The organism is Prosthecobacter fluviatilis, from assembly GCF_055388355.1.
In genome coordinates, this window is sequence record NZ_AP043782.1 from 4462964 (window position 1) to 4477605 (window position 14642).

5 protein-coding genes are annotated in these 14642 nt (G+C 60.5%); 1 reads left to right on the forward strand and 4 read right to left on the reverse strand.

The annotated features are described in order from the left end of the window. Window positions 1-13 precede the first annotated feature (13 nt). On the forward strand, window positions 14-4375 hold the full coding sequence (locus ACZ5WW_RS17390; RefSeq protein ID WP_377165926.1) for a hypothetical protein: 4362 nt from the start codon (window positions 14-16) through the stop codon (window positions 4373-4375). Between the two features lie 292 nt (window positions 4376-4667). On the opposite strand, the gene ACZ5WW_RS17395 is transcribed toward ACZ5WW_RS17390, so the two are convergent. The 4 genes from ACZ5WW_RS17395 to ACZ5WW_RS17410 all read right to left on the reverse strand — a co-directional run bounded on the left by ACZ5WW_RS17395 (window position 4668) and on the right by ACZ5WW_RS17410 (window position 14641). Then, complete coding sequence (locus ACZ5WW_RS17395) at window positions 4668-7883, reverse strand: TlpA family protein disulfide reductase (protein ID WP_377165924.1); 3216 nt, start codon at window positions 7881-7883, stop codon at window positions 4668-4670. After that, window positions 7873-8856: a squalene--hopene cyclase gene (locus tag ACZ5WW_RS17400; RefSeq protein ID WP_377165922.1), complete on the reverse strand. Its 984-nt coding sequence runs from the start codon at window positions 8854-8856 to the stop codon at window positions 7873-7875. Before ACZ5WW_RS17400 ends, ACZ5WW_RS17395 begins: the two co-directional genes overlap by 11 nt. Window positions 8857-8951: 95 nt before the next feature. Beyond that, window positions 8952-11303 (reverse strand): coiled-coil domain-containing protein, encoded by a 2352-nt coding sequence (locus ACZ5WW_RS17405; RefSeq protein WP_377165920.1) that lies wholly within the window; start codon window positions 11301-11303, stop codon window positions 8952-8954. Continuing rightward, window positions 11300-14641, reverse strand: coding sequence for a hypothetical protein (locus tag ACZ5WW_RS17410; RefSeq protein WP_377165918.1), 3342 nt, complete (start codon window positions 14639-14641; stop codon window positions 11300-11302). The genes ACZ5WW_RS17405 and ACZ5WW_RS17410 overlap by 4 nt, the downstream gene beginning before the upstream one ends. Window position 14642: the final 1 nt, after the last annotated feature.

Genomic DNA, 14642 nt, shown 5'->3' on the forward strand with positions numbered 1-14642 from the left:
CCTGTCACTGTTTATGAAACCTGCCTACGCAGTGGAAGCCACCTATGGCAACATCATGAACGGTGGAGCAGGTGTAAACTACTCCTACGACGGAGCAGGTACCATCATCAATGGCAGCGGCAGCAACGGCTATTTCCTGCAGTCAGGAACTCTGAACCTAAGCAACGTCACTTTGCAAAACTTCGCCGTTAAAGGCGGTGATGGCAGTGGCGGCGGTGCGGGCATGGGCGGCGCGTTGTTCATTAACTCGGGTACAAACGTCGAGCTTAACAACGTGAACTTTCTCTCCAACAATGCGGCTGGCGGCAACGGCGGGGTGGGAACGACCGGCGGCTCGCTGAACAATCTGTTCAGCAACACCACCAAGGCTGCAAGCGGCTCGGATGGTCGTGAGTTTCTGGACACCTTTCTCGGCGTCCGCATTTTCATGAATGACGGCAATGGCGGCAACGGCTTCCATGCCTCGAACGGGGCCAATGGTGCTCCCCTGGTGGCTGGTGGCAATGGTGGCAATGGCGGCGCTGGCGGTGATGGATGGGATATCGATCCGATCAACACGGCGCTGGCGGCCTTTTATACGGCCAGGGCGGTGATTGAAGCCTTGGGATCCGCCAACCCTGTGACTGAACCTGCTGGCGCCACGAAATCGGGCGCGGAGGCGGCTTCGAGCAGTGCCCAGGCGGTGACATATGGATTGCAGGCGGCGGCTTACATCGCCATGAACCAAGCGGGCTATGTCGGTTTTGGTGGTGACGGTGGCAATGGCGGGGTCGGTGGCAACGGCGGCGAATTTAATGGAGGCGGCCGGGGCGGTGACGGCGGTAGCGGCGGTGATGGAGCCGGCGGTGCTTCAGGAGGAGGTGGCGGTGATGGCGGGCCTGGTGGCATCGGTGGCTTTGGCGCAGGAGGTGGCCAAGGTGGCAACGGTGGGGCCGGCGGAGCCCCGGGCAGCTCTTTTGCCGGTCTTGCCGGTGGTGGCGGCCAGGGCGGAGCAGGTGGTGGTGGCAGTGGCGGCTTCGGCGGCGGCATGGGGGCCAGCGGTCTCGACAATCTCACACCCCAGGCTGGCGGAGAGGGGGGCAATGGCTTTGGCGGCGCGATTTTCATCCGCACCGGCGGCTCGCTCACCATCACGGGCAACACTTTGTTTGATGGCAACGGCATCCGCAGCGGCAACGGCCAGCCACGCTCGGATGGTGCCACCCTAGGCCAGAGTGGCATTGGGGCAGGTTCCGACTTGTTCTTGATGAAGGGTGCCACTCTCATTCTTGACGCCGACAAATACAGCAGCGGCAACGTGATCACCTTCAACGGTGACCCGTACGGGACCGGCATTGCCGATGACTCCGCTGCTTCCATCATTCCTTCCGGCGGCCCCTCCGACACCCCTTCCGGCAGCGGAGCGGACGTGATCATCCGCAGCGGTCTCGTCCAGTTTGTGGGTGCGAACCTGTATTCCGGCCAGACGAAGATCGAAGGTGGCACGCTTCAGGCCAATGATAGCGAGGGCATCTACTGGGACAGCAATATCAACTTCGGCGGCAGCCTGACCTCCAACGCAGTGCTGATGTCCGACGGGACTGTTGCTGACTTCACCCGCTACGTTGGCCCCCAGAGCAATCGTGTGCAGTGGACCGGGAGCGGCGGTTTTGCAGCTGTTGGTGGAGATCTCACGGTGAACCTCAGCAACAACCAGACCCTGAAGTGGGGAGTCAATGGCTTTGTATCGAGCGGCAATGCGCTGGTCTTTGGCGCTGATCAGGCGACCAACAATGTCATCTTCCAGAACAACATGGATCTCAAAGGCAGCAACGCGACAGTCCTGTCGACGACCTCCAGCGCGGCTTCTGGCACGAATGCCGACGGCACTCCCACCGGATCCACGGTCTATCTGAGCGGCAAGATCTCGGATACGGCGGGTGGAGCCGCCTTGGACATCAACGATGCCAATCATGACGGTGCCGTGGTTCTTGATGGCGCCAGCACCTACACCGGCACCACCAACATCAATGCCGGAACAGTGGTGCTGAACGGCAGCCTGGCCAGCAGCAGTGTCAATGTGTCTTCGACCGCCACACTGAACAGCATCAATGGTGGTCTGGCGGGTGTTTCCACCGTGACCAACGCGGGTACGCTGAATCTGGGGTCCACCAACGACACGATCACCACGCTGAACAACACCGGCCACATCACAGGCACGGCAACGCTGACGGCAACGACCTACAATCTGAACAACGGCAGTGTTCTTGATGCCAAGCTGGGCACGGGCACCATCGTCGTTAATGGGACAGTCGCGCTGAACCAGTCTGCGGAAGCGAGCCTGGTGACGGTGAACAGCGGTGGCACATTGAACCTCGGCGGAGCCGACTTGCTCTCCCACACGGCGGCAGTCACTGTCAATGGCACTCTGAATCTCAACGGTGGCGGGGTAACCTTTCAGACACTGTCGGGCTCAGGCACCATCCACACCAATGGCAATGCGCTGGTCGTGGCCGATGGCGGCAGCTTCACAGGCACCCTGGACGCCCCCGGCTCCTCTCTCACGACAGGTGGCGGCAGTGGCGGTGGCGGTGGTGGTGGCGGCTTGACTCTGAACGGTGGCACCACAACCACTGACAGCACCAACATTGACAGTGGTCTCACCATCGGCAGCGGCGCGACGCTCAACAGCGGTACGATCACCATTGCCAACGGCAGCACGCTGGATCTCAGCGGCGGTGGCACGATCATCTTCACCACACTGACCAGCAAGGATGCCACGGGTGGCATCATCAACATCGGCGGCAACGATTTCATCGTTCCGGTCGGTTCCACGATTGCCGGCAACATCAAATTCGTCGGCACCGGCAACGTCATCATTCTCGGCACCATCGCGCCGGGCTTCTCTCCTGGTGTGTCGGACCTCACAGGTGCAGGTGTCAATCCCGTCTTTGGCGGCGCGTTCAAAGCTGAACTTGCCGGACTCGGCGGAGTGGGCGGAACGGACTTTGACCAAGTGCAGCTGGCACCGCTCGCAACACTCACCATCAGCAACGAGCTCAACGTGGCCACGTATTCAGGTTTCACGCCGGTTCAAGGCAACAAGTTTCAGCTCATTTCCGGGCCTGGCGGCGCAGTGCCGATCAAACACCTCAGCGGTGTCTTTTCGAAAGTGACCTTTGATGCCGATGGCATCCTGGGCGTGAATCCCGCCGTGATCAATGCTGCGGTGGTCTTTGATGTGAACACCGGCGCCCTCACTGCGACTGGTCTCAATGCCCCCAACAGCACCTTTGCTGATCTTGGCAGCAATGACAATCAGCGCGCAGCAGCTGCGTCGATCTTCAATGCAGCCTTCGTGGGCCAGAATCAGATTGATACCAATACCACGGCAGGCAGGCTCGCCCTGCAGATCACTGACGACATCGGTGGCTCCGCAGCCGATCTGGCCAAATACGTGCCTGACTACTACGGCTCTCTGGCCGACTATGCCTTCATGGGCAACCAGGTGCTGGCGCGCAGCATCCAGGACCGTGTGTCACCCATGAACTACATCCCCAGCCAGATTGACGAAGACAGCCTGAGCCAGGTGCCTGAGACGATGTCTGTGTTCATGGGCTACACCTATGCGAGCCTGAACACTGCCGATGCAGCCAGGGCTGCGCGCAACGACTACTATGCCGGGGTCAACCTGCTGGCATCGGAGGAGTATGTGTTTGGTGTTGCCGGCAGCCTGAGCCAGGGCAGCATCAGCGCGGCGCTGGGAAGCGCGCAGTCTGACGGCTGGGGTGCGATGGTGTTTGGGCGCTACACGGTGGCGAAGAGCTTCACGTTGTTTGGCAGCTTTGGGCTCAACCAGCAGAGCATGGACCTTCGCCGGCAGACGGTGAACGGAACGGTGACGGGATCCACGGATGTGACGAGCTACGTGGGCTTCCTGGGTGTGCAGTACAAAGGCTGGCGGGTGGGAGGGGTTTCCATCGCTCCTCGTGTGTCACTGAGCTACGCGAACTCGCAGGTCGGGGGCTTCAATGAAACGGGGGCGGTTGATGCGCTCAACGTTGGCGGCTACCACAACAACCGGTTCATGGGAGAGGCGGGCCTTTCCGCACTGTGGAGCACGGAGGTTGCGGGCCATGGGTTGAACCTGGAACTCGCAGCCTCAGTGCAGCAGTACTTCCAGAACACGAAGAGCCAGATGGGGGTCAACGTGGCCTCGGTGCCATCTGCGAGCTACGGCGTGAACTTCGCCAAAATGGGCAACACGCAGGCGGTGATCCAGTTCAACGCGGGCTTCGAACTGTTCAAAACAGTGACGAGCTACCTGGGCTACGAAGGACACTTCGGGAACCAGAGCACGCAGTATGCGAAGGCTGGAATCCGCATCAACTTTTAAGCGGCAAGGAGGCAGCCAGCCGTCAAAACAGACGGCTGGTGAGCCGCTGGCAGCTTGAAATCCACGCAGGCGCGATCTTTTCATGGGGGTCGCGCCTGTTCTATGTCTGAGACTTGTCATTCGTGGTTCATGAGCCGGACATACTGGTGCGGATGCTCAGCCACGTCAGAGACGCCATCTCCACCGCCTGCAAAGACTGGAGCATGCGCTCCATGTGCCGTGAGTGCATTGCTATCTTGCCGAGTATGGAAGGCGGAGCCTGCGCCTCGCTGATGTGATGCGCTTTCCGGATTTACTCCTTCAGCAGTTTCTTAACCATCTCCGCCACCTCCCTGGCCCCGTCGGGTTCATAGCCAGACTTTACGTAGGCGACCTTGCCGTCAGGTCCGATGACCACTGTGTGCGGTATGCCTTCGACACCGAAGTTCTGACCGATGCGCTGACTGGCGTCCAGAGCGACTTCGAATTTCCAGGCACGAGTTTCGAGGAAGGTCTTCACGGTCTCCTTATCTTCGGCCTGATTGATGCCGACAAAGCGCACCTTGCTTGGATCAAAGACAGACATTTCGTCCATCATTTGAGGCAGTGATTTGATGCATGGGCCACACCAGGTGGCCCAGAAGTCGAGGACAATGACTTTGCCTTTCTCTTTTGCCAGATCAAAGTCGCCGCCGGAGAGCAGCGGCAGTTTGAAGGATTTGGCGTCCTGATTGAGCAGAGGCGAGCTTTGTCCGCCTGACTTGGGCAGGACGGGCTCGGGTGCGGACTTCAGCTTCCATTCACGCAGGGCCAGCATGGCGGTGCTGTCTGGCGGCGTGGTGGTGCGGATCACATGGATCTGCGGCAGAGGTACGCGGCAGCTCCCGAGGACAGGACTGGTGCCAAACACTGCATCATCGGCAAAACGGTCCACCTTCAATCCTAGGCGTCCGCCGTTGTTGAGCAGGAGCCAGTGTGTGATGACTGGCGGGACGTCTGCTTTATCCTGGGCTTCAAAGGCTGCGCTGACAGCGTCTGCAGGCTTGACCAGCCAGATGGCTGCCTTGACGCGATCACGGGGCACCTGCACATTTTCCAGACCCGAGCGAATGGCGAAATGCTCTGACGTGGCCGCCTCAATGACGCCACGCAGAAGGTCGCCGTTTGCGGCAAGCAGCGCGTGCCGTGGCGGATCTTCCTTGAGAAACCGCGGGACGGTGAGCGCATGCTCCTTGGCACGGGCATCCACGAGGGGTGCCGCCACGCGTCCGGGAGCGATGCGAGCACTGAAGGCGTTGATCCGAACGGGGCGCTCGCCGTTTCCCCAGAGGCTGAAAGGCTCGATGATGATGCCGCTGCCAGAGCGCATTTTCGGAGTGAGTGCGATTTTGCGTGCCGAGACACCCTTGAAGAAAACTTCGACTGAGTTTTCCTCGATGGAGATTTGCACGGGCATGGATTCGTTCGAGCGCAGGCGAAACTGGCGGTCCATCTGGTCATTGCTGGATTCGAGGCCGAAACAAATCTCGCTCCCCATGTGGCCGAAAAGGAGGTTCGTGCTCGGAGCGGCAGGGTTGACACCATCGCAGAACAAGCGAACACGCAGAGCGGAGAATCCGTTGTTGAGCAGGGTGAATTTGATTTCATTGACCTGCATGAAGGCTGGGTGGCCCCATGAGCCGCCAGCGTTGAAAGCGATGTCCGCCTTGCCATGGCGCTGGGTTTGCTCTGCGCTGCCGCGCAGCCGCCGCCAGCCTGGATCTTCGAAGCCGTCCAGGTTCAAGCTGGCACCTCCGAACTGAATCGCCAGGAGCTTGTCTGCGGGCAGCTGTTTCACCGCAGCCACGTCGGATTCCAGGTCCGCATGCCGTGCATCGATGGCCCGCAGTCTGCCGGGGAGGACGTCGCCGTCCTGCAGATAAAACAAGGCTTCGCTGTGCATGCCCGTTGGCTGATCCACCACAGCACGGGTGATTTCCATCCCTGCAGTGCTGGACATGGCGACAGGTCTGAGAGCGCCTACGGGCCTCCAGCGCGGCTGGGCCTCCCCACCTGCGTCGAGTGTGCCGTGCAGCACGTTTTTCTTGATGGTAAGGGTGTCGAGCGCTGCCATGTCTGCTTTCCTGCCGGCGGGCTCGAAGCCTTTGAACTCCAGGTGATGCAGCGTGGTGATCTTGAAATTCACTGGCGTCTCGGAAAACGTGGTTTTGAAAGAAGCCACTTCATTGCGGACCTGCTGGAGCGTGCCGTTGATCCACTCGCCATCTGTGAACCACATCTCTGTGAGCGGGGGCGATGCCTGGAAAAAAGGCGAGACTTCGGGGGGCATCTCTACCGCCAGCACCTTGTCCCACGGCAGGCTGGTCTCCGCACCATCTGGCGAACGCACGGTCAGGGAGGTGGTGTCTGCACGCATGGCTTTTGCCTTGAGGTAGCGCCCGTCAGTCAGTTCGATGCGAGGTCTCACATCGGTAATGTCATCAGGCAGCGTGCCATCCCACTCACGAATGCGCAGTCTCTCCAATGTCAGGTCGGGGCCCTTGTTCAGAAGAGTCAGGCCGGTGGGGCTGTCTTCGGCATTTGGCTCATTGGTGTGAGAGCGTGCCTTTGCAGCAGCTTCGGCCTGTCCCTGGACCAGGCCTATCAACGCACCAAAAAGGCCTCCGCCCCCAGCTCTCCCGGCCGGTTTTTTATCTTTGGCTTTCGCGTCTGGCTTTGGACTGGCTGTGTCCACCGGCGGCTTGGTTGTTTGCGCCAGCTTTCTGCCATCTGCGCCATAGATTGAGCAAAAGCCGGTTTTGCGATCCCAGAACAGGGTGAGAGTGATGCGCCGTGTGTCGTCGCCGAGCTTTTGCACGCTTTCAAACACGCGGCCCTGCAGCACGACATCATCCACCCACGTTTCCACGATCAAGCGTTCCGTGTCCGAGGATTTGAGCTCGATTCTGAACTCAGGCCTGACAGTTGAACTGAGGGTGAACTGCATTTCCACCTGTTCGGGCGTTTCGAGCGGCAGGTTGGCGCGGTGGTTCCAGCCCACCTGCTGCAAAGCGGCACCAGGCACCATGCGCCAGAGCTTTTCCTTGGGCTGAGCGGCGCTCTCAGAGCCAGACTCGATCCAGCCGCTGGTGCCCGTCAGCGCCGGGAGGGGCATGCCTGCGGCTTTCAGGCGTTGTATGCTTACCACAGAGTCTCGCAGCACCTGGATGCTGCCAAAGCGTGCGGAAGTGACGCTAAGCGTTTTTGTATCAAGTCCGGTCACCGAGCCATAAAGAAGGCTGCCGTCGGCGAGACGAATGCTGAAGGCTTCATTCGTTTTGGCATCGGTCTTGAAGCGGTTCACGCGCCTGACGACATCCATGCTCACCCTGAAGTCTTCAGTGAACATGGGCGTACGCCAGATGACCTGACCGTCTTCGAAGCCGACGAAGTGTCCGCCGACCCATTCGCCATTCTGCCAGTGGAGCTCGGAAGCGCGGCCGCCGCCAGCCAGCAGCACCAACGCAGTGATGAGGTGTCTAGCGTTCATAAATGGGCAGGAAACGGTAGTTTAGAGCCAGGGCCAGCAGGGACATGCCCGTCTCATATGCACCGCTGCCAAAACTGCCGTCCGCAGCCTGGGTCTCCCCGAGGGCACGGGCGGTGGCTGCGTTCCATTTTTGCCAGGAGGCGTAGTCGCCCTGGAACAAGGCCTGCGCCATGTAGTAGCGGAAGTACTCCTTGTAACTGCCTTCGTTGTGCTCCAGACGCTCTGTGATGTGCTTGAGGGTGGCCTTGAACTCCTCGCTGTCCTTGTGCTTTGAAACGGCTGCCACGAGAGTGGCGATGGCGCTGCGGTTCATGGATTCACCGAAGCCTCCGAAACCACCGGCATAGGCCACGCTGCCGTCCTTGCCAGTGCTGCGCCGCATGTAGTTCAGGGCGTTGTCGATGACTTCGTCGGGAACCGCCATGCCGGCATTACGTGCTGCGAGCAGCCCCATGAGCACAGCACCTGTCACCGAGGTGTCCGCGTCAGTCGAGTTCGGCATGTACCGCCAGCCGCCCCAGCGGTTGGCCTTTTGAGCGGTGCCGGCACAGCGGATGGCGAGATCAAGCGCCTGTCCTATGGTGCGCACAGGCTTGCCTCCTTCCCACAGGAGGGATTCGTCCACAGCGCCATATGCTTCCGAGAGCGAGAGCATGGCAAAGCCGTGGTGATACATGCTGCCAGGCAGGTAGCCGCTGGTCGAGTCCTGGCTGCGGATGATCGCGCGCAGCGCTCTGCGGACGTTTGGTGCGTAGCGGCCAAAGTTCGGGTCTTCGCCGCTCGCGAGAAAAGCCATGAGGCATATGCCATCAATCCCGGCGCCATCATGGCCGCCCTGCCAGCCGCCCGCATCGCTCTGCTTGGAGGCCAGCCATGAAAGACCCCGTTCATACACGGTTTCAACTTCCTGCGGAATGGCGCCCCCGAAGCGGAGTGAGGGATCCTGGGCGGAGCTGCCGGCAGGAAACAGCATGCAGGATGAAAGGAGAGTCAAGAATGCCAAAAATCCGGACACGCAGTGGCGGGCCGTGCCGGCATGGGCGGTGTTTTTCATGGATGCTTCGTCACTCATTGGTCGATCATGATGCCGCCGTTGAACAGGATCTGGGGGGCGTTGGCCTGAGCTCCCTGCTTCATGCGCTGCTCGTGATTGTTCTTGATGCCCTCCCAGTACTGCATCGCGTCCGGCAGGTCACGCTCCTTGCACAGCTTCCACTGCTCAGGGGTGAGAATGGCCTGCAAGTCTTTTTCAGGCACACCCGCGAGGGGCACCAGGGCGTAGTAGTACTGCAGAAACCACTGAAAGGACATGTAGCGCTCGATGTCCGGCAGGTATTCAGCCAGCACCTGCCGCACGGCGGTCTCGATTTTTACGCACTGGTCGGCTGAGAGCTTGCGGCGGCGGTCCAGTTCGGAGACACACATCTCAGCCATGGCCCTGAGGCGGTATTCGTGCCGCTGATCTGCGGCTTGCTGAAGCTTTTTCAGCTGGTCTGAGTTCAGCGTCGTCTGCAGAGCTGTCTGCCACAGCTCGGTATTTTGAGGCCTGACTTCATTGCGGCTGAAATTCGCGCGCGTGGTGCCTGCCAGAGCCTGCAGGAGGTTCTTGGAATTGGTGTTCTGCACGCTCTGGCGCACGAAGTTTTCCGTGAACTGTCGCCAGTAGGCCAGGCTGATTTCCACGGCCCCTTTCGCGGCTGTGGTGAGTCTGGCCACAGCAGGTCCGGGGAGGGACAGTAGGCGCGAGGCTTCTTCGACATGAGGCATCATCGACGCCAGTGTCCTGCTCCGTTCTGCGATGAACATCTTGTAAAGGTGCTGCGAAATCGCCGCTTCCATGTCCGGAACCTCCGGGAAGGTGCCGTTGATGTCTGGCATGGTGTTGCGCGACGAGCTGCTGCCGGAGACGACAAGCTCCTTCCAGTGTTTTAACTGTACATCATCGAGAATGGCCCGCGTCATCTCGTCCTTCACCTTGCCCGCGTTTTGCAGCAGCTGGGAGGTGTTGTAACTCCAGTACTGCTGGCGACGCTGATCTGTCAGCGAGTGCAGAGTCTCCATCAGCAGCGGCTCTAGATGAGTGCGCTGCTCGGAGGAAAGTGCCAGCATCTTGTCCATTTCCGCCAGGCAGATGCGCGAGATCGCCATGCCGGCACGCTGCTCACGCTGCTTGTTTTCGGACGCAATGCGGGTGCGTTCCTCTTCCGTGAGCAGTTTCTTGATGCCCTCGGTCCAGACAGGCAGTTTGATGGCCTGCATATCTTCATTAACGCCGAAATAAATGTTTCCTCGGATGCGCTTGCGCTCGGCGGCGGAGTAATTGCGGACCTGCTGGAGCCAGCCCTTGCGGGCCTGCTGCAAAGATTCCTGAATCGCTTCTTTGGAGAGCTGCTCCAGCGCCTTTTGCCGGTCCTTGTCCAAGTTTAGCGCCATGACCATGCCGTCGATCTCCGCGCCCATGGTGATCTCCATCTGCTGCTCCGCCTGCTGCTCGGAAGGCTTGATCATGTCGGCCACATCGGACTCCGCTTTGCTGCGCTCCTCCCTGTCAGCCTTGCCCCATTGCGCAAGCTGTTCTCCTGGCAGCACGGTGGCGGCAGCCTTCTCCCAAAGCTTTTCCCAGGCCTCGCCGCGCGGACGGTCGAAACGGATGTAGAAATAGTTGCGGCCCATGATGTTCTCACGAGCTGAGGAGGGCAGCGTGCGCAGCATGCTGGTGGCGCGTTTTTTTTCCGCGTCGCTGAGCTGCTCGAGCAGCGTGTCTGCCGCCTTGTCCAGGGCTGTGACCTGTGCGTCTGTGAGAGTGAGCTTTTTCTTCATCAGCTCGATTTTAGCCCGCAAGTCCTCGTTCATCGGTCCACGCGATTCACGCAGCCAGCGTTCGAGATGTGATGAGATTTCCTTGTCCACCTGCAGACGGTTCTTCAGGTCCGCCTCGTGCCAGGTGGTGTAGCGTGCTTCGCCGAGCGTTGATTTCACCGCAGTCAGCCATTCCGGGGTTTCATCTGGCGGTGTCCAGTCTTCCACAGGCTCATTGGGGCCTGCGATCTCTGGTTTCCACATGCCGATGTGCCGGATCGCCGCCGAGTCTGAGGTGCGCGACAGGTAGGTGCGCATCATCAGCACGGCCTGCGGCTGCCAGGATTTCAGTGTCGTCTCCACAGCTTTGCCTGCCGTCTCGTGCAACGTCCGTTTTTCATCTGGCGAAAGCCCGACCTTGGCACTGATGGTGTTGATCACCTCCTCCATGTGGGCGGTGAGCTGCTTCTTTTTTTCCGGCACGCACGATTGCACAAAGTCTGCCAGGACCTTCTCGACGGCCTCAGAAAGCGGCTTCTTCAGCTCGGACCTCGAAGGCGTCTGCGCCTGGGCGCTTCCGGAGCCTGTCAGAACAATTGCCAGCAGCATCAGCTTGATCATTTGGCACCGCCTCCTGCTTCGAGTTTGTTGAAATACGCATCCAGTCCCGTTTTGAATTCTTCCGGCAGCTCACGCCCGGTCTTGCCGGTGGCCTGGCCGACTGGGCGTGCGTTTACACTGGCACCTGCATCAGCTCCGGGCCCCAGATCTGCCAGCGCTGCTTCTCCGGTGGCATCTCCGCCGCCCCCTCCACCGGGATTGCTGCCGCCTCCGCCGCCACCTTTGCCCTGGCGTTTCGCCTGCAGCAGCAGCTCGATGGCTTCCGTTTCTGCAGCTATGGCCGGCGCTCCTGTTTCCTGCTTGTCGAGAATGCCGGCCGCTTCATCCATCACGGTCATCACGGCGCTGAGAAGCTTGAGCTCCCTGCCAAATTTTTCGCTGCCCTGAGGGAGCTGCTGGATGTCATCAAAGGCTCCGCGTGTGCCGGCCTGAATGCCGAACTGTTTGGATGCGAGAACGGCGGACTTTCTGGCATGTTCGCCCTTGCCGAGGGCGGGCTTGGCATTTTCCAGCTCGCGGGTTTCGTCACGCAGCTTCATCTCGTCACGCAGGGATTTCATCACCTTGAGCACAATCTCCGGCGGCAGGCTGTCTGCGCTGCAGCTGCTGCATGATTTGCACTCGCTGGCCGCCACCATCTCCTCTGCCCAGCGGTCGAGGGTGTCTGCCCAGAATTCAGCGCCTGCCATGCTGTTGCCGCTCAGGTTCACCGCCGCCTGATCTCCCAGGTAGGTCAGCATTTTCACGACCTGGGTCTCCTTCATCTGACCGATGATATTTTTGAAATGCATGTCTGGCTTGCGGGCGAAGTAGGCCTCCAGGTCGCTCTGGATCACGCGCACAGTTTCGCTCTGCGTCTTCTCGTGTTCAGCGATCGCCGCGGCATCCTTCACCGGCTTGCGCTCAAGGCCGAAGGCGCTGAGCGTTTTGGTGTTCAGATCCTTGGCAACGACCAGCTGCTGGCGCGAAGCGGCCTTGAGCCGCTTGACGAAGGTGCTGGCCTCCAGGCTGGCCAGGATGGAGCCCAGCTCATCCGAGACGCGCGCAAATTCTGCCAGCAGCAGCTTCTGTTCATCGAGAGCATCCTGCATTTTCTTTTGTGCCTGGGAGGCTGGCGGCTCCTGCGGCTTCTCTTCAGGTTTCTCGTCTTTCTTCTGGCCCGGTGCCGCCGCCATCTGGGTCGTTGGCAGTTTCATTGTGCTGGGCTTGGGCGGCGAAGGTTTGGCATTGGGGTCTGCTGGCTGCGGCTCGGCCTTGCTCATGGAGCCCTCTTTGTCGCTGATGCTCGGCATGTTGTCCTTCTTCTGCTCCTCGGTGGAGGCCTTGCCGCCTTTCGATGCCGGAGGAAGGTCCGGCCCATTCGCAATCTGGGGCGCGCTGGGTTTGCTCTGTCCGGCTTTGCCTTCACCGGACTTGCCTTCCTTCGGTGGCTGCTGCGTGGAATTTGAAGGCGGATTGGATGCCGTGGACGGGCTCGGCTTGCCACCCTGCGCATTCGAGCTCTGCTTCAACAAGTCCGCCACGCTGGGCATGCGTTTGGCCGAAATGTCCTGAAGTGACTTCAGCATCGTGGCCCAGGATTCGAGGCGCTTCGCGTCAAACTCATCATTCCGCGTCGCCTGCTCCACCAGGCTGCGTCCGCTTTGGTTCAGCATTCCCAGGCGCGTGGCATTGGCGTTTTCCGCGCTCGCCTGCTGCGCGATCTTCCGTCGGTTCTCCGGACGGTCCAGTTCCGCCGGGCTCAGTGCACGAAGCTCCTTGTTTGTGGCATGAAGCTGCTGCTCGCGTTCATAGCTTTCGCGAGCCGCTTCGAGCCATTTGCCAAACTGCTCCGTGAGCCATAGAGCATGATCCGACTTGTTCAGCACGTGAAGCAGGAACGCCGTCGAATAAGCTCGTTTTCGGCTGGGCAGGTAATCCTCCGCCCAGGCGCGGATCTCCAGGGTCTGTGGGGCCACGCCGTCACGGCTCGCGCAAAAGGTGGCCTTCGCTACCAGCGTCTTTTTCTCCGGCTCTCCGGCTGCAGTGATTTTGTCACCCCTGGTTTTGTCGTCATTCACGCTGTGCCATTCGAGGCCCGCGCGCTGGATGCCAAAATCATCCTGTACATCCATGTCAAAAGTGACGACTTCAGAGTCGAGCACCACCTGCTCCTGTGTTTCGCGTCGTGCGGCCAGCCTTGGTGCTTCGTCTTCGATCGCATTGATCTTCAAAACCAGCGGCTCGCGTGGTGTGAGGCCGTCGCGGTCCTTCCACATCACATGCTTTTCAGCATCCGCCTCGATCTTGTGGAAGGGCGTCGTCACCTTCGCCCCTGAAACCTTCTCTGCTTCGCCGTCCACTTCCGCCGAGGCCAGTTCACGCGATGCCGTGGCCTCCAGCGAAGCCTGCGCTCCTTTCAGCACGCTCACCGAACCACCGCGCACTTCCGTCATCGGCTCCGTCTGGTACTTCAAATAGTCCGGCAGCCGTGTGCGCACGGACAAGGCGGTCAATTCCGGGCGCGTGCGAGGCAGCACGTTCACCGTCTTTCGCACGTCGCCGAGTGACAGGGACAGGGCCGCATCCTCCTTCTGTGGCGGAAATGCCAGAGGATAGGCGCCTGCTTGCAATCCGCTCACCACCGCAGGCTGATCGCTGATCTGCGCCTTGGCAGAGGCAGGGGACCAAAGAGTGTCCTTGTTGAGCAGGACCTTCAGATCAAACGGCTCCGCATATGGCACCACGAGGCGGTTTGGCAGCGCCTCAATCTTCGCAAAGGTGAAGCGCTCCACAGCGCGCCAGGGCATGGCCCAGCGTGCCATGGCATTCCACGCGGCATCCGGCACCAAGCTCAGCGCCGCTACGGCAAGCAGCGCCATCACCCCCGCCGCCCAGCCCCACTGGAAATGCTTCGCCTCCGGCACCGCATGCTTGAAGTCCTTGTCCTTCACCGCCTCGGCGGCCTGATCCATCGCCGCCTGGACCAGGCGCTCGCTGCGGCCCGCCGAACCCGCCTCCACGTGCGCCAGCTCCACGATGCCGAGCAGCTGATCTCCCAGTCGTGGAAAGGTCCGCTTCAGCAGCCGTGCCGCGTCCTCCAGGCTGCGCTGGCGCCATACCCAACGGTGCCATTTCAACGGCAGGCCCAGCCCCAGCACCGCCGCACCTGCAGTCAGCAGACTGGCACGCAGCCACACCGGCGTCTCCATCACACGATCTAGCGCGAAGACCAGAATGTAGGAAAACACGATCCCGAATGCCGCCGCCAGGAGGCCCTCGGTGAGCTTGACGATCCAGACTCGCTTGCGGAAATCCGCGAGCTTCGATTCGAGGATGACAGGCAGTGCTGTTTTCATA

What these genes read in the sequence shown, in the direction of transcription:
- ACZ5WW_RS17405 (WP_377165920.1), bottom strand. Translation starts at nt 11,303, where the DNA reads ATGATCAAGCTGATGCTGCTGGCAATTGTTCTGACAGGCTCCGGAAGC.
- ACZ5WW_RS17390 (WP_377165926.1), top strand. Translation starts at nt 14, where the DNA reads ATGAAACCTGCCTACGCAGTGGAAGCCACCTATGGCAACATCATGAAC.
- ACZ5WW_RS17410 (WP_377165918.1), bottom strand. Translation starts at nt 14,641, where the DNA reads ATGAAAACAGCACTGCCTGTCATCCTCGAATCGAAGCTCGCGGATTTC.
- ACZ5WW_RS17400 (WP_377165922.1), bottom strand. Translation starts at nt 8,856, where the DNA reads ATGCTGTTTCCTGCCGGCAGCTCCGCCCAGGATCCCTCACTCCGCTTC.
- ACZ5WW_RS17395 (WP_377165924.1), bottom strand. Translation starts at nt 7,883, where the DNA reads ATGAACGCTAGACACCTCATCACTGCGTTGGTGCTGCTGGCTGGCGGC.